Source organism: Actinomadura sp. ATCC 39365 (assembly GCF_054392275.1).
The window spans coordinates 4,242,557-4,262,445 of sequence record NZ_CP184335.1 but is presented as its reverse complement, the minus strand read 5'-3'; the positions used below and the strand labels follow the sequence as shown (position 1 = coordinate 4,262,445).

The following is a 19,889-nucleotide window of genomic DNA, read 5'->3' as shown; positions in this document are numbered from 1 at the left end:
GGCCTGACCTGGGCTACAGATATTCGTGGGGGCCGGTGGGCACGGGTTCGCCGGCGGGTGCGGCGGGGTGGTCGTCGTCGGACAGGCCGGTGAGGATGACGGCGAGTTCGGCGCGGGTGTGGATGCCGAGCTTGCGGTAGATGCGGGCCAGGTGGGTGTCCACGGTGCGTTTGCTGATCGACAGCGTCGTGGCCACCTCCAGGTTGCTCATCCCGCGCAGCACCAGGTCGGTGACCCGGCGTTCGCCGACGGTCAGCACGTGGTCGTCGTGGCCGGGGGTGAGGGTGGCGGCGCGGGCCGGGGCGGTGGCGGCGCGGTGCTTGTCGGCCAGGGCGGCCAGGCGGCCCGCGCCGCAGTCGGCGGCCAGCCGCAGCGCCAGGGCCAGCGTCTCGTGGGCCTTGCCGTCGTCGCCCGCCTGACGCTGGGCGATGCCGAGGCGCAGCAGGGCCCTGGCGTGTTCGAGCCGGGCGCCGCGGTTGCCCAGCAGGGCGACGGCCTCGTGCAGCATGTCGAGCCGGACCTGTCCCTCGTGGGCGAGGCTGCCCGCGCTGAGCGCGCGGGCGACGACGGTGGGCGCGCCCCAGGCGCGGGCCAGCTCCAGCTCCCGCTCGGCCACCATGCGGGCCGCCGAGCGCTCCCCGGACAGGACGTACGCCAGGATCGAGTTCGTGCCCCAGGGCACGCAGGCCGGGTTGGTGATGCCGGCGGCGGTCAGGCGGCGGCCGCACTCCAGCAGGGTCAGCAGGCCGTCGCGCGGGCGGCCCTGCGCGAGCCGGAGGCGGCCCAGGGCGTCGAGGGCCTGCCCGGAGATCATCGGGTGCCAGTCGCCGTACGGGGCGACGGACTTCAGCGCCGACTCCGCGGCCTCCAGGTCGCCGAACTCCACCAGCACCCGGGCGGCGCAGGCCGCGGCGGCCACATGGAAGCCCTCGGCCTGGCACTCGCGCGCGCTGGCGACGGCGGCCTCGGCGTCGGCCAGCCCGGCCTCCAGGCTGCCGAGCTGGTAGCGCACCTCGGCCCTGGTCAGCAGCGCCAGCGCCAGGCCGGTGCCGGAGCCGGCCTCCTGGGTCTCGCTGACCAGGCGTTCGGCCCAGTAGGAGGCTTCGTCGAGGCGGTCGCCCCACACCAGCGGCAGCACGGCGGCCGCCGGCACCGGGCCCTGGCCGTCGAGGCAGCGCCGGGTCTGGGCGAGCGTGCGCGGCAGGCTGCGGCCCCGCGCGCCGCTGGCCAGGGCCAGCACGCTGAGGAACTCCCTGGCCGCCGGGCTGACCAGCGTGCCGAGGGAGCGTCCGAGCCGGCGCAGGCCGAGCCGTCCGGCCGAGCGGCCCCACAGCAGCGCCTGGGCGGCGAACACGAGCAGCAGGTCCGCGCCGCCGAACTGGGGGGCGGCGGCGGCGCTCTCGGCCGCGCCGGCGAAGACCTCGGCGGCCTCGGCGGAGTTCGCGGTGACCAGGATGTCGGCGAACGGCGCCAGCGACATCAGGGCGTGCGGGGCCATCCTGACCCGGCCGTAGGCGGTGCGCAGGTGGCGCAGGCAGGCGGGCAGGTCGCGGTGCTTCTCCACGGCGCCCAGCTCGGCGGTGACCTCCAGCACGGTGTCCTGGTCGTCGGTCTCGGCCAGCGCACGGTGCAGGTAGCCGGTCGCGTCCTCCCACGCGTGCCGGGCGGCGGCCTCGCCGGCGGCCTCGCGCAGCACGGTGACGGTGAGCGGGTCGCCGGTCGGGCCGGCCGACATCAGGTGCCGGGCCGAGCGTCTCAGCGGCGCGCCCAGCCGGTACAGCAGCGACGCGGTACGGCGGTGCAGCCGGTCGCGCTCGCCCGGGTCCATCCCGGCCAGCACGGCCTGCTGAATGCGCGGATGGGCGAAGCGGTCGGGCGGCGTGCCGGTGACCAGCCCGGCGCGGCGCAGCGTCTCCCCCGCCGCCCTGGCGGTGTCCTGGCCGTGCCCGGCGATCATGGAGGCGACCTCCATGCCGTCCTCGGGCGCGACGATGGCCAGGCTGCGCAGCAGGTCGACGCCCGCGGCGTCCACGCCGGAGCCGCTGCCGGACAACCAGCCGAGCGCGGTCTCGGTCAGCGCCAGCGCGCCGATGTCCAGCACCCGGGGCAGCTCGGCGCTCACCGGGCGCACGCCGGACCGGCCGAGCCGCCCGGCCAGCTCCCGCAGCAGCAGCGGGTTGCCCTGGGTGAGCCGGTGGCAGGCGGCGGCGACCTCCTCGCCGATCTCGTCCCCGATCTCCGCCCCGCCGCCGAGCACGGACTCCATGAGCCGGGCGGCGCACTGGGCGCACAGGGGCGAGGGCCGCAGCAGCCGCGTGTACGGCAGCGCCGCCAGGTCCCTGGCCAGGTCGTCGGGGCCGCCGGCGTCGGCGCCGGTGTCGGCGGTGGTGAGGATCATCGCGATGGGCAGGCCGTCGAGCCGCCGGGCGATGTAGGAGCACCACTGGGAGGACTGTGGGTCGGTGTGGTGCACGTCGTCGACGGCGATGATCAGCGGCCGGTCGCCGGTGAAGGACCGGGTGGCCCGGTAGAGGCCGTGCAGCAGGTCGGGGGTGACGGGATGGCCCCGGTCGAGCCCGCCGCCCAGGTCGGGGCCGACGACGGCGCTCCCGCCGGACGGCGGCGCGCGGCCGGCGGTCATGAGCGGTTCGAAGAGCTGACGGACCACGCCGAACGGGTGGTCGCGCTCGGTGGGGTGGCCCCTGGCCATCAGCAGCAGCGCCCCCACCTCGCCCCTGGCCGCCAGCGCGGCGTTGAGCAAGGTCGTCTTGCCCATGCCCCGGGCCCCCTGGATCAGCAGGACGGAGGGGCCGCCGGCACGGACCCTCGACAACGCCTCCCGCATCGCGGCGGTCTCGACGTCACGGTGTAGCAGCGGCTGTCCCGAAGACATCGCCACTCCCCACAGTTCGGCCCCCCTGAAACTGTCCACCAGGATCATGCCGCCTGGGGCGGGCGGGCTGTCAATACCTAGGCGCACGAATCCGACTAATCGGGACTATTGGCACCGGGTTCAACAGCAAGCCCACGCCGGGGCGCATGCGCATTCCCGACGGACCAATACGTATTTTCCCCCGTCGTCCCGGTGAAATGCGTACGCCGGAATTACGTCTTTACACCGGATCCGGGCCGGTGCGACTCTGCGATCAACCGATATGGACCCGATACGGGGAGGGTCATGGACCGCCCACGTCTCAAGGCGCACTTCACACCCCAGGTGATCGACGGGTCGAAGGTTTTTCTCCTGGCCGAGGGGCAGCACTACCTCGTCCGGTCGGCGGGGGCCGGGAAACTCCTTCCCTACCTGGACGGACGGCGCACCGTCGCCGAGATCGCGAGCGCGCTGAGCGACGAAGTGCCGCTCCCGCAGACGCTCATCGCCATTCGCAAATTCGCCGCATTCGGCCATCTCGCCAATGGCCGCCCCGATTGGCCGGACAGCACGCTGGCATTCTGGGACGCGCAGGGAATTGACCCCGTCCACGCTCACGACGCGCTCTCCCGCGCCGAATTCACCGTCGTGGCCTGCGCGGGGGCCGACGCCGCGCCGCTGCTCCCGGTGCTGCGCGAGCACGGATTACGTATGCGTACGGCGAGCGCGGAGGAGGCGGCCGCCGAGCCCGGCGGGACGATGTCGGTCGTGGTGGCCGGCGACTACCTCGATCCGGCGCTCGACCGGCTCAACGCCGCCTACCTGGCCGCCGGGCACCCGTGGGTGCTGGTGAAACCGGGCGGGATCACGCTCTGGGTCGGCCCGGTGCTCCAGCCGGGACGTACCGGCTGCTGGGCCTGCCTGGCGCAGCGGCTGGCCGGGAACCGGCAGGTCGAGCGGTACCTGGCGGGCAAGCGCGGCGGCGGGGCGCCCTTCCACCCGGCGCGGGAGTCGGCGCCCGCCGGTCCGGCCGTGGCGGGCGGGCTGCTGGCCGTGGAGCTGGCGCGGATCGCCGCGGGGGCGGCCTCCTCGCGGCTGGAGGGCCGGATGACCACCGTCGACCTGCGCACGCTCGGCGTCATGGAGCACACCCTGGTCCGGCTGCCGCAGTGCCCGGCCTGCGGCGATCCCACGCTGATCAGCGAGCGCAGCCCCAAGGTGGCGCTGTCGGCGCGCAGCGCCCGGCACGTCACCGACGGCGGCTACCGCATCGAGCCGCCCGCGCGTACGTACGCCCGGCTGGAGAAGCACATCAGCCCGCTGATCGGCGCGGTCACCCGGCTGCACACCTTCGCCGAGGAGGACAACGGCGTCACCTACAGCTTCACCGCGGGCCACAACTTCGCCATGATCGGCGACAACATGGACCTGCTGCGGCGCAACCTGCGGGGGCAGAGCGGCGGCAAGGGCCGGACCGAGGTGCAGGCCAAGGTGAGCGCGCTGTGCGAGGCCATCGAGCGCTACTCGGGGGTCTGGCGCGGCGAGGAGCCGGTCACCGAGGCCGCCTACGCCGACCTCGACCCGGCGGTGGCCGTCCACCCGGAGTCGCTGCTGCACTTCTCCGACGCCCAGTACGCCGGCCGCGAGGAGTGGAACAAGGACCCCGCGCACCGGCTGCACCTGGTGCCCGAGCGGTTCCGTACGGACCTGCCGGTCGACTGGTCGCCCGCCTGGTCGCTGACCGAGGAGCGGGAGCGGCTGGTGCCCTCCGGCTACGCCTGGTACGGCCACCCCGACCTGGAACGCCACTTCTACTGCGTGGGCGACTCCAACGGCAACGCCTCGGGCAACTCGATCGAGGAGGCCGTCCTCCAGGGCTTCTGCGAGCTGGTCGAGCGTGACGCGGTGGCCCTGTGGTGGTACAACCGGGCCCGGCGGCCGGCCTTCGACCTGGACTCGCTGCGCGACCCGTACGTCGACACCGTGCGCGAGTTCTACCGGGGCATGGACCGCGACCTGTGGCTGCTCGACATCACGACCGACCTCGGCATCCCGGCGTTCGTCGGGGTCTCGCACCGGCTGGGGCACCCGGTGGAGGACGTCATCGTCGGGTTCGGCGCGCACCTCGACCCGCGGATCGCCGCCATCAGGACGCTGACCGAGGTCAACCAGTTCCTGCCCTCGGTGGAGCGGCGCGACGAGCGGGGCGAGACGCTCTACCTGGACGACGACGTCGCCACGCTGGCCTGGTGGAAGGAGACCAAGCTGGCCGAGGAGCAGTGGCTGGTGCCCGACCCCGCGGCGCGTCCCCGCACCCTGGCCGACTACGCCCGCTCGGACGGCGGCGACCTGGCCGGTGACGTGCAGACCTGCGTGGCCAGGGCCGCCGCGGCCGGGATCGAGGTCATCGCGCTCGACCAGAGCCGCCCGGACCTGGAGCTCAGCGTGGTCCGGGTGATCGCGCCCGGCATGCGGCACTTCTGGCGGCGGCTCGGCCCCGGCCGGCTGTACGACGTGCCGGTCTCGCTCGGCTGGATCCCCGAGCCCCGCGCCGAGGACGAGCTCAATCCGACCAGCGTCTTCTTCTGACCGGTTCGCGGGGCCCCTGGGTGACGGAGAGGAGCGGGCCATGGACGAGACCAAGCTGCGGCTGCGGCGGGACGCGGAGCTGACCGAGGCGGACGGCGAGGTGCGCATCTCCGCGCCGGCCGGCTCGCTCGGCCTGCGCGGGCTCGACGCCGGCACCGCTGCCGCCCTGCGGATCCTGGCCGGCGGCGACGCGGGCGAGACCGCCCTGGCGGCGACGGTGGGCGAGGCCGGGCTGCTGCGCTGGAACCTGCTGGTACGCCGCCTGTCCAGGGCCGGCCTGCTGGAGTACGCCGCGGCGGGGGCCCGGCTGCGTCCGGTCGGCGCCGGGAGCGTGGAGCCCGCGCCCGCGCCGGCGGCGGACACGCCGATCAGGCTGTCGCGCTTCGCCGTCGTCACCGCCGGGGAGGGCGTGCTGACCGTGCGCTCCCCGCGCAGCCCGGCGGTGGTCGAGCTGTCGCCGGACGCCTGCGGGCTGCTCGGCGCGCTGGCGTCCTGGACGACCCCGGCGGAACTGGCGGCCGACGACCGGCCGCGAACTCCGGCGCAGGGGCAGGCGCTGCGGTTCCTGGCGGCGGCGGGGGTGCTCGCCACCGGCCCCGAGGACGACGACCTGCGCCAGGCCCAGTGGCACCCGCGCGACCTGTGGCTGCACGCCCACAGCCGCGGCCCCCGCTACACCGGCCGCTACGGCGGCACGTACGCCTTCACCTCCCGCTTCGACCCGGTGCCCGCCGACCCTCCGCCGTTCACCGGCGAACGGATCGAGCTGCCCCGCCCCGACCTGGAGCTGCTGGCCAAGACCGACCCCAGCCTGACCGACACGCTGGAACGCCGCCGCTCCCTGCGCGAGCACGACCAGGACGCGCCCGTCACGCTGGCCCAGCTGGGCGAGCTGCTCTACCGGTCGATGCGGCGGCGGGCCGTGTTCACCTCGCCGGACGGCCAGGAGCTGACCGACCGGCCCTACCCCTCCGGCGGCTCGGTCCACGAGCTGGAGGTCTATCCGCTGATCGTGTCCTGTCAGGGGGCCGAGCCGGGACTGTGGCACTACGACACCGCCGGGCACGCCCTGGAGCTGGTCTCGCCGCCCACGCCCGCCGTGCGGGCGCTGGTCGAGCGGGCCAGGTCGGCGGCCCAGCTGACCGGCGACCCGCAGGTGCTGCTGACCGTCACCGCCCGCTTCGGCCGGGTGATGTGGAAGTACGAGACGATCGGCTACTCGCTGGTCCTCAAGCACGTGGGCGTGCTCTACCAGACGCTCTACCTGGCCGGCACGGCCATGGACCTGGCCGTGTGCGCGCTGGGCGGCGGGGACGCCGCCGACTTCGCGCTGGCCAGCGGCCTGGACTACCTGACCGAGGGCAGCGTCGGCGAGCTGATCGTCGGCAGCCGGCGGTGATGGGCACATGACGGCACGACGGCGGCCCGGCGGCCGCTTCCAGGGGACGGCGTGATGAAGTTCCGGTTCAAGGCGTTGCAGCGGATGCGGGAGCCCGACGAGCTGGACTCGCCGACGCTGCTGGCCTCTCCGCGCGGGTGGATCGCCACGTTCGTGGTGCTGATCATCGTGGTGGCCGCGGGAGTGTGGTTCTTCGCCGGCAGGCTGCCGGTCACGGTGCCCGCCGTGGGGCTGCTGACCCATCCCGGCGGCACGGCGCGGCTGCAGAGCCCGTACGGCGGGACGGTGCGCTCGATGCTCGTCCAGCCGGCCGAGGCGGTGCGGGAGGGCCAGGCGGTGGCGGTCATCGCCGCCGACGGCGGGTCGGAGCAGGTGGTGCGCAGCCCGTTCACCGGGCGGGTGGTCGCCGGTTCCGCCGTGCCGGGGCACGTGGTCAGGGAGGGCGAGGAGCTGCTGCTCATCGAGCGTACGGACGCGCCGGGCGACCGGCTGGTGGCGATGTTGTTCGTGCCGGTCGACCGGGCGATGGGCGTGGTGCCGGGCAAGCCGGTCGATCTGGCGGTCTCCTCGGCGCCGCCCGGCGCGTACGGGCTGCTGCGCGGCCGCGTCGTGTCGGTCAGCGCCTACCCGGTGATGACCGAGCAGGCCGCCGACCTGGTGGGCGGCGAGGACCCGGCGCGCGGCTACCTGCGGAACACGCCGTCCCGGCTGGTGATCGTGGACCTGGTGCGCGATGCCGCCACGCCGTCCGGCTACGCCTGGTCGACCAGGAACGGGCCGCCGGTGGGCCTGCAGTCGCAGGTCTCCGTCAGCGGCGCGATAGGGCTGGGCAGCCAGACGCTCTTCGACCTGCTGCTCGGGCGCTGAGGTGAGCCGCGTGAGCGCCCCCGCCGCCCGGCCGAAGGAGGGATGCGTGACCACGACCAGCGCCCCCGGGAGGGACGTGTGACCACCACCGGCGTCCCCGAGCAGGGGCATGCGGACCAGGCCCCTGGGGAAACCGCCGCGCCCACTCCCCCGGCGGCCCCCGTACGGCGGCGGCGACGGTGGAGATGGCGGCGGCGCACGCCGACGGTGATCCAGATGGAGGCCGTGGAGTGCGGGGCCGCCTCGCTGGCGATGATCCTCGGCTACCACGGCAAGTTCGTGCCGCTGGAGGAGCTCCGCTCGGCCTGCGGCGTCTCCCGCGACGGCGCCAAGGCATCCAGCGTGGTGGCCGCCGCCCGCCGTTACGGGCTGATCGCCAGGGGCTTCCAGATGGAGGCCGAGGACCTGCGCTCGCTGACCGAACCGGCCATCGTGTTCTGGGCGTTCCAGCACTTCATGGTCCTGGAGGGGGTGCGCAGCCGGTTCGGCAGGAAGGCCGTCGCGGTCAACGACCCGGCGGGCGGCCCCCGGATGATCGACTGGGACGACTTCGACTCCGGCTTCACCGGCGTGGTCCTGACGTTCGAGCCGGGGCCGGACTTCCGGCCCGGCGGCCGGCCCACCCGGGTCGGGCAGGCCCTGCTGGCGCGGCGGATGCCCTCGGGCCGCGCGCTCCCGCTGGTGCTGCTGGCCAGCCTGCTGCTGGTCGTGCCGGGCATCATCGGCCCGGCCTTCAGCCGGGTGTTCATCGACCGGATCCTGACCGGGCGCGACCCGGGCTACCTGGTGCCGCTGCTGTTCGCGATGGGGGTCACCGCGGTCGTGGTGTTCGTGCTGACCTCGGTGCAGCGGCACTACCTGCTGCGGCTGGAGATCCGGCTCGGCCTGGTCAGCTCGGCCCGGTTCTTCCGCCATCTGCTGCGGCTGCCGGTGGAGTTCTTCCTCCAGCGCCGTCCGGCCGAGGTGGCCAAGCGGGTGCAGGCCAACGACGGCGTGGCCGAGATCCTCTCCCGGGACCTGGCCGTCACGCTGGTGAACCTCGTCCTGGTGCTGTTCTACGCGGCCGTGCTCATCCGCTACGACGTGCTGCTCGGGCTGGTCGGGGTGTCGATGGCGCTGCTGAACATCCTGGTGCTGCGCCAGGTGTCGCGGGCGCGGACGGACGCGGTGGCGGCGCTGCGGGCCGACCTCGGGAACCTGACCTCCACCACGTTCAACACGCTGCAGCTCGTGGAGACCGTCAAGGCGACGGGGGCCGAGCCGACGGCGTTCCAGCGCTGGGCCGGGTTCCTGGCCAAGGCGGTCACCGCCAAGCAGCGGCTGGGCGTGGCCACGGCCACGCTGACCGTCGTGCCGCCGCTGCTGGCCGGGATCAACAGCGGCCTGATCCTGCTGATCGGCGGGCTGCGGGTGGTGGACGGCGTGATCAGCGTCGGCATGCTGGTGGCGTTCCAGACGCTGCTCAACGCCCTGTCCAGGCCGGTCACCCAGCTCACCAACCTGGGCGGCCAGCTGCAGGACATCTCGGCCGACATCTGCCGCCTGTACGACGTCGAGAAGTACCCGATGGCCAGGACGTTCGAGCGGGCCGCCGCCGGCGGGGAGCGGGCCGACCCGGGCGGGCGCCTGGACGGGCGGCTGGAGTTCGCCGACGTGACCTTCGGCTACAACGCGCTCGCCGCCCCCGTGATCAGGAACCTGTCGTTCACCGTGGTGCCGGGCCGCCGGGTGGCGATCGTCGGCAACTCCGGCAGCGGCAAGTCCACCGCCGGCAAGCTGGCCGCCGGCCTGTACGCGCCGACCGCCGGCCAGGTGCTGCTGGACGGCCGGCCGCGCGACGACCTGCCGCGGGCCGTCGTGGCCGCCTCCGTCGCCTACGTGGACCAGGACATCACCCTGTTCGAGGGCACCGTGCGCGACAACCTGACGTTGTGGAGCGACGACGTGCCCGACGAGGTGGCGGTCTCCGCGCTGCGCGACGCGGCGCTGTTCGACCTGATCGCGGCCCGGCCCGGCGGCCTCAACAGCCGGGTGCTGGAGGGCGGCAGGAACCTCAGCGGCGGCCAGCGGCAGCGGCTGGAGCTGGCGCGCGCCCTGTCGATCCAGCCCACGCTGCTGATCCTGGACGAGGCGACCAGCGCCCTGGACCCGGAGACCGAGCGGACCATCGCCGACAACCTGCGCAGGCGCGGCTGCGGCTGTCTGATCATCGCGCACCGGCTGTCCACCGTGCGCGACGCGGACGAGATCATCGTGCTCGACCGCGGCGAGGTGGTCGAACGCGGCAGGCACGCCGAGCTGCTGGCGCTCGACGGCCGCTACGCCGAGCTGCTCAGGAGCTCGCGCAAGAACGGCGACGGAGGATGACACGGAGGATGACGCAGTGCTGAAGGTGGCCGGTTTCTCCCCGTTCTTCACCGACGCCGCCACGCCGGTGGACTACTCGGCGGAGAACCTGTTCGTGTTGTCGGGCGTGCGCGAGGTGCTGCTGGTCGAGGAGGGCGCGGTCGACCTGTTCGCGGTGCGGCTGGAGGGCGGCCGTCCGGTCGGCCGGTGGCACTACCTGTGCCGGGTCCGGCAGGGCACGCTGCTGCCGGGCTCGCCCAAGGGGCCCAGGCACGGCATCGTGGGCCGTCCGGTGCTCGGCACCCGCGTCTCGCGCCTGCCGCTGGCCAGGCTGGGCGAGCTGTCGGGCACCAACCGGTCGGCCACGATGTCCACCGCCGAGTACGGGCTGGCCGTCCGGCAGTTCGTCCGCGGACTGGAGGCCGGGATGATCGCGCTGGCCACCGCCCTGCGCGACGCGCTGCCGCCGCGCGAGTTCGTCCCGCTGCTGCCCGACGCGGTGACCGAGCTGTCCGCCGGACGCGCCGCCCGCTCGGTGGACGGCGTGCGGTGGATGACCGTCGAGGCGGGCGCGGTCGAGATGCCCGACGGGGTCGCCGGCGTGCTGACCGCGGGCGCCGAGCTGGCGGTGACCGAGCGGGACTGGCTGGTCGCCGACGCGCCGGCGCGGCTGCGCGCCCGTTCGACCTGGCAGTTGCTGGCCGACGAGACGATCTGGGCCCGCTGGGTCGAGCACGCCATCCGCTTCCTCTACACCGTGGACCGCCGGGTCGAGCGGCGGCGGGCGCAGGAGCTGGAGGCGTTGCGGCGGCGCAAGGAGCGCGAGGCCGGCACGACGCGGGCGGCCCGCCGCGGCTTCGACACGCTGCTCCGCGACACCGAGGCCAAGGTGCGCCTGGCCGACGTCACCGCCGACCCGCCGGCGCTGGCCGCGGCCAGGTTGGTGGCCTCGCACGGCGGGTTCACCGTGACCGCGCCGCCACCCGGCCAGGCCCGGGGAGCCGACCCGCTGCAGGCCGTCGCGCTGGCCTCCGGGGTGCGCACGCGCTCGGTCCGGCTGGACGACGGCTGGTGGAAACACGACATCGGGCCCATGGTGGGCTACCGGTCCGACGACGGGACGCCGGTGGCCCTGCTGCCGATCGGCTCGCGGTACGTGGTGGCCCAGCCGGGCCACAGCCGGGTCACGCCCGTCACCAAGGCGGTGGCGGCCACGCTGAGCGGCAAGGCCGAGGTGCTGTACCAGCCGCTGCCGCGCGAGGTGCGGACCGTGGCCGGGCTGCTGCGCTTCGGCCTGGCCCGCAACGGCCGCGACTTCTGGGTGCTGGCCTCCCTGGGCACGCTGGTGGCGGTCATCGGCCTGCTGGTGCCCGCGATGACCGGGCTGGTGCTGGGGACGTTCGTGCAGCGGGCCGAGCGCGACCTCATCGTGCAGGGCGCGGCGCTGGTGATCGGCGGCGCGCTGGTGGCGGGGGCGCTGTCGATCGTGCAGAACGTCGCGGCCCTGCGCATCGAGGGCCGCTCGTCGGCCCGGGTGCAGGCGGGCGCGTGGACGCGGCTGCTGTCGCTGCCCGTCACGTTCTTCGGCCGGTACTCCACCGGCGAGCTGGGCACGACGGTGCTGGGCGTGAGCGCTGCGCAGGAGACGCTGTCGGGCGTGATGACCACGGCGACGCTCGGGCTGTTCGGCGGGCTGGCCAACCTGGCGCTGGTGTACTTCTACGACGTCGGCCTGGCGCTGCTGGCGACCCTGCTGGTGCTGGCCGGCGTGCTGGTGTGCGCGGTCGCCGGGTTCTTCGAGGTGCGCCTGCAACGCCGCCTGTACGAGCAGGAGCAGCGGCTGTCCTCGCGGGTGTTCCAGCTCCTGTCGGCGGTGCCCAAGCTGCGCGTGGCGGCCGCGGAGGACCAGGCGTTCGGCGTGTGGACGCGCGACTTCATGGCCACCAGGACCACCTCGGCCGCGGCCCGGCGGCTGCAGAACGTGGTGACCACCTTCAACGCCGGCTTCCCGCTGGTCTGCTCGGTGGTGATCTTCGCCGTGGCGGCCGGGCCGCTGCGCGGGCAGCTCCCGATCAGCGCGTTCCTGGCCTTCTTCGCCGCGTTCAGCCTGCTCATCGCCTCGGTGCTGCAGTTCACCGGGGCGGCCATCACGGCCATGGGCGTCGTGCCGATGCTGGAGAAGCTGGCGCCGGTGCTGGAGGCCGAGCCGGAGGACCACGCGGGCAAGGCCGACCCCGGCGACCTGTCGGGCCGCGTCAGCCTGTCGCGGGTCTCCTTCCGCTACGGCGAGGACGGCCCCGCGGTGCTGACGGACATCGACCTGTCGATCGAGCCCGGCGAGTTCGTCGCGATCGTGGGCCCGACCGGCAGCGGGAAGTCCACGATCCTGCGCCTGCTGCTCGGCTTCGAGCAGCCCGACGTCGGCTCGGTCCTGTACGACGGCCAGGACCTGGGCGAGCTGGACCTCGGCGCGGTGCGCCGGCAGTGCGGCGTGGTGCTGCAGAACGGCGCCCTGCTGGCCGGCGACATCAGGCAGAACATCGTCGGCAGCACGAACCACACCGTCGACGACGCCTGGGAGGCGGCGGCGATGGCCGGCATCGCCGACGACATCACGGCCATGCCGATGGGCATGCACACCGTCCTGTCGGAGGGCACGAACACGCTCTCCGGCGGCCAGCGGCAGCGCGTCATGATCGCCAGGGCGCTGGTCTCGCGGCCCCGCATCGTCTTCTTCGACGAGGCGACCAGCGCCCTGGACAACCCCGCCCAGAACGTCATCGCCGAGAGCACCCGGCGGCTCAACGCCACGCGCGTGGTCATCGCCCACCGGCTGTCCACCATCCGGGACGCCGACAAGATCCTGGTACTCGACGGCGGGCGCATCGTCCAGCAGGGCACCTACGACGAGCTGCTCACCGAGGAGCAGGGGCTGTTCGCGCGGCTGGCGCGGCGGCAGATGTGAGCGCAGGGAAGGAGCCGTCATGGAGTTCGCGCTGCTGATCCACGGGCCGGAACGGGCCTGGGCCGAGCTGCCCGAGCAGGACCGGGCCGGGCTGTTCGCCGCCTACCTCGACTTCGGGCGGGAGCTGCGGGAGGCCGGCGTCACGGTGCTGTTCGGCGCACGGCTGGCCCGTCCGGACGCGGCGAAGGGGGAGCCGCGCGAGGACGGCCGTCCCGAGCTGGGCGGCATGTGGATCCTCGACCTGCCGTCGGAGGAGGCGGCGCTGGAGTGGGCCGGGCGCCTGCCGGCCGGGCCGGGCGACCGGGTCGAGTTACGGCGCTGCGACCGTGGAAGGATGTCACGATAGTGCCAACCGGGGCTCTGCCCGCGCCCCACCACGCCTTTGGGGCAGAACCCACAGGGAGGTAGACGACTCATGGACTTCGTGCTGCTGATCCACGGCGACGAGATGCTCTGGGACGCCTTCAGCGAGAGCGAGCGGGAGCGGATGGCCGAGGCGCACCGCCAGTTCGGCCGGGCGATGGCGATGGCGGGCGTCAAGGTCAAGTACGGCGCGGGGCTGACCAGGTCCAGGGAGGGCAAGCTGGTCAGGCCCGACGGGCCCGCCGTCGACGGGCCGTACGCGGTCGGGCGGGAGCAGATCGGCGGCATCTGGGTCATCGAGGTCCAGTCGGCCGAGGAGGCCGAGTCGTGGGCGCGCAAGATGCCCTACGCGCCCGGTGACATCGTCGAGGTGCGCCCCTGCGACCCGGCCTCCTGAAGGGCCGGGCCCCGGGCCGCCCTCAGTAGCGGGCTCTGCGGCTGAGCAGCACGCCGACGCCCAGGAACAGCAGGCCGGCGGCGCCGTACACGATGGCCAGCGAGGTCGAGGGCGGCTTCTCGCTGGCGTTCACGACGGCCAGCCCGAGGCCCACGATCGCGCTGATGTAGCTGAAGATCGCGATGAAGATCTTCCAGAACGGACTCATGACGTGCTTCCTTCCGATGGGTGCTGAGCCGGTCCGTACGGTGCGGTCCCGGCGACGACGAAGCCGAGCAGCATGACCCAGGCGTCCGGGTCGGCCAGGAAGCGCCGCCAGCGGTCGGCGGCCAGGGCGAGCCCCGCCATCGGCAGCGCGCCCGAGGCGACGAGCGGCGCCAGGCGTTCGGGCCCCAGATGCGGGGCGAAGGCCGCGGTGGGGTGGGTGTCGTTGGTGGTGGCGAACGGGCGCAGCACCACGTCGGCGAACCCGCCGCGGCGCAGCAGCCGGGTGAGCTTCCTGCCGATCTGCCGGTCTCCTCCGGCGCCGCGCTGGGCCTGGGCCATGGTGGCGTGGACGGAGGCCAGCTCCGGGTACATCGGGTCGGCCAGCCCCCACAACATGCTGTCCACCTCGACGACCACGATCCGGCCGCCGGGACGCAGCACGCGCAGCGCCTCGGCCAGCATCGGCGCCGGATCGCCCACGTGCTGCAGTACGTACCGCAGCAGTACGCCGCCCACGCTGCCGGTACGCAACGGCAGCCGGGCGCCGTCGGCGGTGACCAGCGGCGCGCCGCAGCCGCCCGCGTTGCGCAGCAGGGCGGCGTCCACGTCGAGCGCGATGACCGGCAGCCCCGGCTCGGCGGCGCGCAGCCTGCGGGTCACCGCGCCGGACCCGGCGCCGAGCTCCAGCAGCGGCCCCTGGCCGGTCAGGCCGAGGTCGCGCATGATGCGCAATTCCTCCTCGAAGGAGAGCGCCGCCTGGGCCTCCAGCCGGGCCAGCTCGCCCGCCACGCCGCCCCAGGTGGTGTTGGCGGCGTCGTAGGAGCCGGTCGCGGCCTGAGCACTCACCGAGGCACTCACCGGGGCCTCGGGGTCATCATCAGACCGTGCCGGGGCCGCAGCGTGACCAGCGCCTCGGGCTCGACGGGGAAGCCCGCCACCAGCTCCATGCGCAGTCCGCGCAGGATGACCGCGAGCACGAGCGTGGCCTCCACCAGCGCGAAGTGCCGCCCGACGCAGATGCGCGGGCCGCCGCCGAAGGGCAGGTACTGGTGGCTGAGCAGCCGGGCGGCCCGGTCGGGGTCGAACCTCTCCGGCCGGTACGCATCCGGCTCCGCCCAGTACCTCGGATCCCGGTGCAGCACCCACGGGCTGACGCATACCAGCGACCCGGCCGGTACGTCATAACCGTCCAGCACGTCGTCGGCCGTCCCGCGGCGGGAGATCAGCCAGACCGGCGGGTAGAGCCGCATGGCCTCCTGGACGGCCTGCCGGCAGCGCCGCAGCCTGGGCAGGTCGGCGGCGGTGGGCGAGCGGCCGGCCAGCACCTCGTCGATCTCGGCGTGCACCGCCTCGGCCGCCTCCGGGTTGCGGTCGAGCAGGTAGAGCGTCCAGGTCAGCGACTTGGCGGTGGTCTCGTGCCCGGCCATGACGATGGTCAGCACCTGGTCGCGCAGGTCGGCGTCGGACATCGCGTGCCCCTCGGCCAGCATCGCGCCGAGCAGGTCGTCGCCCGCGCCGCCGGCCCGGCGGGCGGCGATGATGAGCCTGGTGACCCGGTCGAGGAAGGCCCGCGCGCGCAGGAAGCCGGCGTGCCGGGCGGCCGTGTCGGCCGGGTCGGGGTCGTCGCTGGGTACGTAGTGGCCGATGAAGCGGTTGACCGCGTCCACGGCGCGGCCGAAGCCCTCGCCCGCGACGCCGATGTCGGTGCCCAGCATGGCCTTCACGATCACGGTGAGGGTGAGCGAGGTCAGGTCGTGGTCGACGCGTACGGGCCGGCCGCCGGCCCAGTGCGCCACCAGATTCTCGGCCGCCTCCACGATGACCCGGTCGAACCGGCCCACCTCGGCGGGCCTGAACGCGGGCGCGCACATCCTGCGCTGGGCCGCCCACTCGGCGCCGTCGCTGGTCAGCAGGCCGTTGCCGAGCAGGGGGCGGAGCATGTCGTCGTCCGGCGTGCGTTCCTTGGTGTAGGCGGCGCCGTTCTCCTTCAGCACGTGCCTGGCCAGGTCGGGACGGTTGAGCATGTAGACCGGCTCGCCGTCGGCGTCGTGACGGGTGACGTCGCCGAGGGCCGCCATGGCGGTGACGAACTCCAGCGGAGCGTCGCGCATGGCCCTCAGGCTCTGGGTTCCGGCGGGTCCCGGCGGCACCCGGGGGGATACGTACGTCCCGGACATGGGTTCTCCCGATGGCTTACGCAAACGAATATTCTCGATACGCATTTCCGGCCATCGAATACGTATATCGCTTCGTATTGTTCCGGTCGGCGTATTTGCAGAGTACCTTTTAAGCAGAGGGCTCTCAATACTTAATCCAGGGCCCCGGAAATTAAGTCTAGGCACTGCGAATTCGGCTGTGTAAGACTCCGTTCCGAGACGGCGCACCGCGCCGAAGGGGAAAAGCTCCAGGAGGACGCAATGGCCCTGAACCCCAGAGAGCGGACCGAATTCGTCAACGCCTACACGCGAGTCCTGATCACCGCGTGGTCGAGCGAGGAATTCTCGGCGAAGCTGGACGGCAACCCTCGTGAGGCGCTGGCTGAGGCCGGCCTCGAGGTTCCCGCGGGCGCCCAGATCACCCTCGTGCGCAACGTTCCCGACGGCCACCACGACACGAACCTCGACGTGCAGGTCTCGCTGTGGGAGCGCGGGCTGGAGACGGGGACGTTCGAGTTCCACATCCCCGAGACGCCGCAGATCGACATGGCCGAGCTGAGCGAGGGCGACCTCGACTCGATCGCGGCCGGCGTCGACGTCAACTGCTGCTGCTGCCCCTGCTGCTGCTGCACCTGACGCCGGGAGCCACGCACGCCAAGAGGAGGTAGAGGAGATCATGTCCGACGACCAGGCGAACCCCATCCACGTACGGGGGCTGCGCAAGCAGTACGGTCCCGCTCTGATCCTGCAGGGTGTGGACCTGGACGTTCGTCCCGGAGAGGTGTTCGCCTTACTCGGCCCCAACGGCGCGGGCAAGACGACCACGGTCGAGATCCTCGAAGGCGTGCGCAGGCGTTCGGGCGGCGACGTGCGGGTCCTCGGCCGTGACCCGGCCGAGGACGCCCCGCGGTGGCGGGCGCGGCTGGGCATCGTGCCGCAGACGACGGGCGCCTACGCGGACCTGACCGTCCGCGAGGTCGTCGAGCACTTCGCCGCCTTCTACCCCGCGCCGCTGCCCGCGGCGCAGGTGATCGACATGGTGGGCCTCGGCGCCAAGGAGCGCAAGCAGGCCCAGACCCTCTCGGGCGGCCAGCTGCGCCGCCTGGACGTGGCCGTCGGCGTCGTCGGCGACCCCGACCTGATCTTCCTCGACGAGCCGACCACCGGGCTGGACCCGGAGGCCCGGATGGAGGCGTGGGACCTGGTCCGCTTCTTCGCCGACCAGGGCAAGACGACCGTGCTGACCACCCACTACCTCGATGAGGTGGAGGCGCTGGCGCAGCGCGCGGCCGTGATCGTGGCCGGCCGCATCGTCGAGACCGGGCCGGTGAGCGAGCTGGGCGGGCGGCGCGACACACCCGCCGCGGTGAGCTTCACCCTCACCCCCGAGCTGAGCGCGGCCGACCTGCCGGACCTGCCCGCGGGCACCGCGCTCGACCCGTCCTGCACGCCCGGCGTGCCCGGCGGCACGCTCACGCTGCTCACCCACACGCCCACGCGGGCCCTGGCCGCGCTGCTGCCCTGGGCCGCGCGGGCGGGCGCCGGCGAGCTGCCCGACCTGCGCGTCCACCGGCCCACGCTGGAGGACGTCTACCTCAAGCTGATCCGCGAGAACCAGGGGGCCCAGGCATGACCAGCTCGAACGCGATCGTGGCCGAGCAGGGCCGTCCCGTGCGCGCGTCGGGCGGCGGGTCAGGGCTGTGGCGGGCGTCGGCGGCCCGTTCGTCGGTGGAGCTGAAGTCGTTCTTCCGCAACCGGCAGTCGTTGTTCTTCACGCTGCTGCTGCCGATCGTGCTGCTGCTGGTGCTCGGCTCGATCTTCTCCGGCACGGTCCCCGGCACGCACACCGACTTCAAGCAGATGTTCGTGGCCGGGATCATCGCCTGCGGCATCATGAGCGTCAGCTTCAACGGCCTGGCCATCAACATCGCGATCGAGCGGGACAACGGCATGATCCGCCGCCTGGCCTCCTCGCCGATGCCGAAGACGGCGTACTTCGTCGGCAAGATCGTCCGAGTGGTGGTGACCGGGGTGCTGGAGGCGGCGATCCTGCTGGGCGTCGGCGTCGCGCTGTTCCGCCTGCCGCTGCCGCCGGACGCCGGACACTGGCTGACCTTCGGCTGGGTGCTGCTGCTCGGGGCGACGTCCTGCTCGCTGCTGGCGGTGGCCTTCAGCGCCGTCATCCCGAACGCCCGCTCGGCCGCGGCCATCGTCACGCTGCCGTTCCTGGTGCTGCAGTTCATCTCCGGGGTGTTCTTCCCCTACAGCGAGCTGCCGGCGTGGATGCAGAGCCTGGCGGCTTTCTTCCCGCTGAAGTGGATGACGCAGGGCCTGCGCTCGGTGTTCCTGCCGGCCGACTTCGCGGTGGTGGAGCCCGCCGGCACGTGGGAGCTGGGCAGGACCGCCGCGGTGCTGGGCGCCTGGTGCCTGGCTGCGCTGCTGCTGAGCCTGCTGACCTTCCGCTGGCGCGGCGCCAACGTCCGCTGACCGGGGAAGGGGCTCAGATGGCGAGGGTGAAGCCGGTCAGCCTCCTGGGCACCAGGCCCGGCGCCCAGGCGGGCGGCTTCCCCGTGCGGCGCAGCCCGGGATACCGCTCCAGCAGCCCGCTCAGCAGCAGCCCGCCGGCCTGCCTGACCAGCGGCGCGCCCAGGCAGAGATGGGTGCCCGCGCCGAAGGCCAGATGGGGGTTGGGCGAACGGGTGACCAGCAGCTCGTCGGGCCGGTCGAACACCGCCGGATCGCGGTTGGCCGCCCCGACCAGGGCCAGCACCCTCGCCCCCGCCGGGATCACGCCGCCGTCCAGCGGGACCTCCTCGGTGGTCACGCGGGCGGTGAACGGGATCGGCGACTCCAGCCGCAGCAGCTCGTCGACGGCCGACTCGGCCACGTCCGGGCCGCCCTTCCTGATCAGGCCGGCGGCCTCCGCACGCGGCAGCAGCCAGTGGAGGGCGTTGCCCACCATCTCGGCCAGCGGCTTCCATCCGCCGACGACCGTGAGCGCGGCGATGCCGAGCATCTCGGCCCTGGTCAGCCGGTCGTCGGCGGCCAGCCGCCCGAACGGCGAGCCGCCCGGCCCGTTCCCGGCGGCTTCGGCGGCGGCGTCGGCGCGCTCGCCGAGGAAGCGGGTGAGCTCGCCCATCGCGGCCCGCCCGGCCGCGGCGGCCTGCGGCCCGGCCAGCGGGTCGAGGTTGACCGACACGCGGGCGGCCAGCCCGGCGAAGGCCGGCACGTCGGCGGCCGGCAGGCCGAACAGCCTGGCCAGCACGCCGGTGGCCAGCGGCTCGCCGAGGTCGGCGGTGGCCTCGATCTCCGCCCGGCCGGCCAGCCCGTCGAGCACCGCGCCGATCCCGGCCTCGATGTCGCCCGCGATGCCGCGGATGGCGGCCGGGCCCATCAGCAGGGCGCCGGGCGAGCGCAGGCGCTGGTGCTCGGGGGGATCGGTGGTCAGCATCGACGGCGGCAGCTCGTCGTCCCTGACCCGCTCCCGCTGCCCGAGCGCGGCCGAGAAGCGCGGGTCGCGCAGCGCGAGCGCGCAGTCGGCGTGCGCGGTCAGCAGCCACATGCGCGAGGTGACGTCGAAGTGCACGGGATCGTGCTCGCGCAGCCAGCGGTACGCCGGATACGGGTCGAGCCGTCCGCGAGGAGAGAACGGGTGCGCGAGGTGGCCGGGCAGCGTGCGGGGTGCCGTCATGGCGTCTCCTCGTGATCAGGCCGAGGACAAACTACTA

General features: G+C 73.7%; 15 protein-coding genes. 10 read left to right on the top strand and 5 right to left on the bottom strand.

All coding sequences use genetic code 11. The features are described 5' to 3' along the window. Window positions 1-13: 13 nt before the first annotated feature. Complete coding sequence (locus tag ACNF49_RS21025; protein ID WP_482944749.1) at window positions 14-2,893, bottom strand: AAA family ATPase; 2,880 nt, start codon at window positions 2,891-2,893, stop codon at window positions 14-16. A 285-nt stretch (window positions 2,894-3,178) separates the two neighbouring features. On the opposite strand from ACNF49_RS21025, the gene ACNF49_RS21020 reads away from it, so the two are divergent. The 7 genes from ACNF49_RS21020 to ACNF49_RS20990 all read left to right on the top strand — a co-directional run bounded on the left by ACNF49_RS21020 (window position 3,179) and on the right by ACNF49_RS20990 (window position 13,798). After that, window positions 3,179-5,461: a TOMM precursor leader peptide-binding protein gene (locus ACNF49_RS21020; protein WP_482944748.1), complete on the top strand. Its 2,283-nt coding sequence runs from the start codon at window positions 3,179-3,181 to the stop codon at window positions 5,459-5,461. Window positions 5,462-5,501: 40 nt separating this feature from the next. After that, window positions 5,502-6,860, top strand: a complete 1,359-nt coding sequence (locus tag ACNF49_RS21015; protein WP_357964410.1) for a SagB/ThcOx family dehydrogenase — start codon at window positions 5,502-5,504, stop codon at window positions 6,858-6,860. Window positions 6,861-6,914: 54 nt separating this feature from the next. Next, complete coding sequence (locus ACNF49_RS21010) at window positions 6,915-7,727, top strand: HlyD family efflux transporter periplasmic adaptor subunit (RefSeq protein ID WP_357964412.1); 813 nt, start codon at window positions 6,915-6,917, stop codon at window positions 7,725-7,727. 42 nt (window positions 7,728-7,769) lie between these two features. Then, the gene (locus ACNF49_RS21005; protein WP_357964414.1) at window positions 7,770-10,094 is read left to right on the top strand and encodes an NHLP family bacteriocin export ABC transporter peptidase/permease/ATPase subunit; all 2,325 of its coding nucleotides are present in this window, start codon (window positions 7,770-7,772) and stop codon (window positions 10,092-10,094) included. Window positions 10,095-10,110: 16 nt separating this feature from the next. Further along, entirely contained in the window at window positions 10,111-13,038 is a 2,928-nt protein-coding gene (locus ACNF49_RS21000; protein WP_357964416.1) for an NHLP bacteriocin export ABC transporter permease/ATPase subunit, read from the top strand. Between the two features lie 19 nt (window positions 13,039-13,057). Then, entirely contained in the window at window positions 13,058-13,384 is a 327-nt protein-coding gene (locus tag ACNF49_RS20995; RefSeq protein WP_482944747.1) for a YciI family protein, read from the top strand. A gap of 69 nt (window positions 13,385-13,453) precedes the next feature. Beyond that, window positions 13,454-13,798, top strand: a complete 345-nt coding sequence (locus ACNF49_RS20990) for a YciI family protein (protein ID WP_352356825.1) — start codon at window positions 13,454-13,456, stop codon at window positions 13,796-13,798. A gap of 22 nt (window positions 13,799-13,820) precedes the next feature. Here the strand turns inward: ACNF49_RS20990 and ACNF49_RS20985 are convergent, their stop codons facing one another. Genes ACNF49_RS20985 through ACNF49_RS20975 form a run of 3 tightly spaced genes read right to left on the bottom strand, consistent with a single transcriptional unit; the run spans window position 13,821 to window position 16,116 of the window. Further along, entirely contained in the window at window positions 13,821-14,006 is a 186-nt protein-coding gene (locus tag ACNF49_RS20985; RefSeq protein WP_482944746.1) for a hypothetical protein, read from the bottom strand. Then, complete coding sequence (locus ACNF49_RS20980; protein WP_352356827.1) at window positions 14,003-14,851, bottom strand: class I SAM-dependent methyltransferase; 849 nt, start codon at window positions 14,849-14,851, stop codon at window positions 14,003-14,005. Before ACNF49_RS20980 ends, ACNF49_RS20985 begins: the two co-directional genes overlap by 4 nt. A gap of 8 nt (window positions 14,852-14,859) precedes the next feature. Continuing rightward, window positions 14,860-16,116 (bottom strand): cytochrome P450, encoded by a 1,257-nt coding sequence (locus ACNF49_RS20975; RefSeq protein ID WP_357964420.1) that lies wholly within the window; start codon window positions 16,114-16,116, stop codon window positions 14,860-14,862. A 306-nt stretch (window positions 16,117-16,422) separates the two neighbouring features. Between ACNF49_RS20975 and ACNF49_RS20970 the strand changes: the two genes are divergently transcribed. From ACNF49_RS20970 to ACNF49_RS20960, 3 genes are read left to right on the top strand one after another with little or no spacing between them, the layout of a single operon-like run. Continuing rightward, window positions 16,423-16,797 (top strand): hypothetical protein, encoded by a 375-nt coding sequence (locus ACNF49_RS20970; protein ID WP_352326163.1) that lies wholly within the window; start codon window positions 16,423-16,425, stop codon window positions 16,795-16,797. A gap of 40 nt (window positions 16,798-16,837) precedes the next feature. Beyond that, window positions 16,838-17,794, top strand: a complete 957-nt coding sequence (locus tag ACNF49_RS20965; protein ID WP_357964422.1) for an ABC transporter ATP-binding protein — start codon at window positions 16,838-16,840, stop codon at window positions 17,792-17,794. After that, window positions 17,791-18,648, top strand: coding sequence for an ABC transporter permease (locus ACNF49_RS20960; protein ID WP_357964424.1), 858 nt, complete (start codon window positions 17,791-17,793; stop codon window positions 18,646-18,648). Before ACNF49_RS20965 ends, ACNF49_RS20960 begins: the two co-directional genes overlap by 4 nt. Before the next feature lie 13 nt (window positions 18,649-18,661). Here the strand turns inward: ACNF49_RS20960 and ACNF49_RS20955 are convergent, their stop codons facing one another. Next, window positions 18,662-19,852, bottom strand: a complete 1,191-nt coding sequence (locus ACNF49_RS20955; RefSeq protein WP_357964426.1) for a cytochrome P450 — start codon at window positions 19,850-19,852, stop codon at window positions 18,662-18,664. Between the last annotated feature and the right edge of the window lie 37 nt (window positions 19,853-19,889).

Coding starts and splice junctions, on each gene's coding strand:
- ACNF49_RS20965 (WP_357964422.1), top strand. CDS start 16,838: ATGTCCGACGACCAGGCGAACCCCATCCACGTACGGGGGCTGCGCAAG.
- ACNF49_RS20960 (WP_357964424.1), top strand. CDS start 17,791: ATGACCAGCTCGAACGCGATCGTGGCCGAGCAGGGCCGTCCCGTGCGC.
- ACNF49_RS20995 (WP_482944747.1), top strand. CDS start 13,058: ATGGAGTTCGCGCTGCTGATCCACGGGCCGGAACGGGCCTGGGCCGAG.
- ACNF49_RS21015 (WP_357964410.1), top strand. CDS start 5,502: ATGGACGAGACCAAGCTGCGGCTGCGGCGGGACGCGGAGCTGACCGAG.
- ACNF49_RS20990 (WP_352356825.1), top strand. CDS start 13,454: ATGGACTTCGTGCTGCTGATCCACGGCGACGAGATGCTCTGGGACGCC.
- ACNF49_RS20955 (WP_357964426.1), bottom strand. CDS start 19,852: ATGACGGCACCCCGCACGCTGCCCGGCCACCTCGCGCACCCGTTCTCT.
- ACNF49_RS20975 (WP_357964420.1), bottom strand. CDS start 16,116: ATGCGCGACGCTCCGCTGGAGTTCGTCACCGCCATGGCGGCCCTCGGC.
- ACNF49_RS21005 (WP_357964414.1), top strand. CDS start 7,770: ATGCGTGACCACGACCAGCGCCCCCGGGAGGGACGTGTGACCACCACC.
- ACNF49_RS21025 (WP_482944749.1), bottom strand. CDS start 2,893: ATGTCTTCGGGACAGCCGCTGCTACACCGTGACGTCGAGACCGCCGCG.
- ACNF49_RS21020 (WP_482944748.1), top strand. CDS start 3,179: ATGGACCGCCCACGTCTCAAGGCGCACTTCACACCCCAGGTGATCGAC.
- ACNF49_RS20985 (WP_482944746.1), bottom strand. CDS start 14,006: ATGAGTCCGTTCTGGAAGATCTTCATCGCGATCTTCAGCTACATCAGC.
- ACNF49_RS21010 (WP_357964412.1), top strand. CDS start 6,915: ATGAAGTTCCGGTTCAAGGCGTTGCAGCGGATGCGGGAGCCCGACGAG.
- ACNF49_RS20970 (WP_352326163.1), top strand. CDS start 16,423: ATGGCCCTGAACCCCAGAGAGCGGACCGAATTCGTCAACGCCTACACG.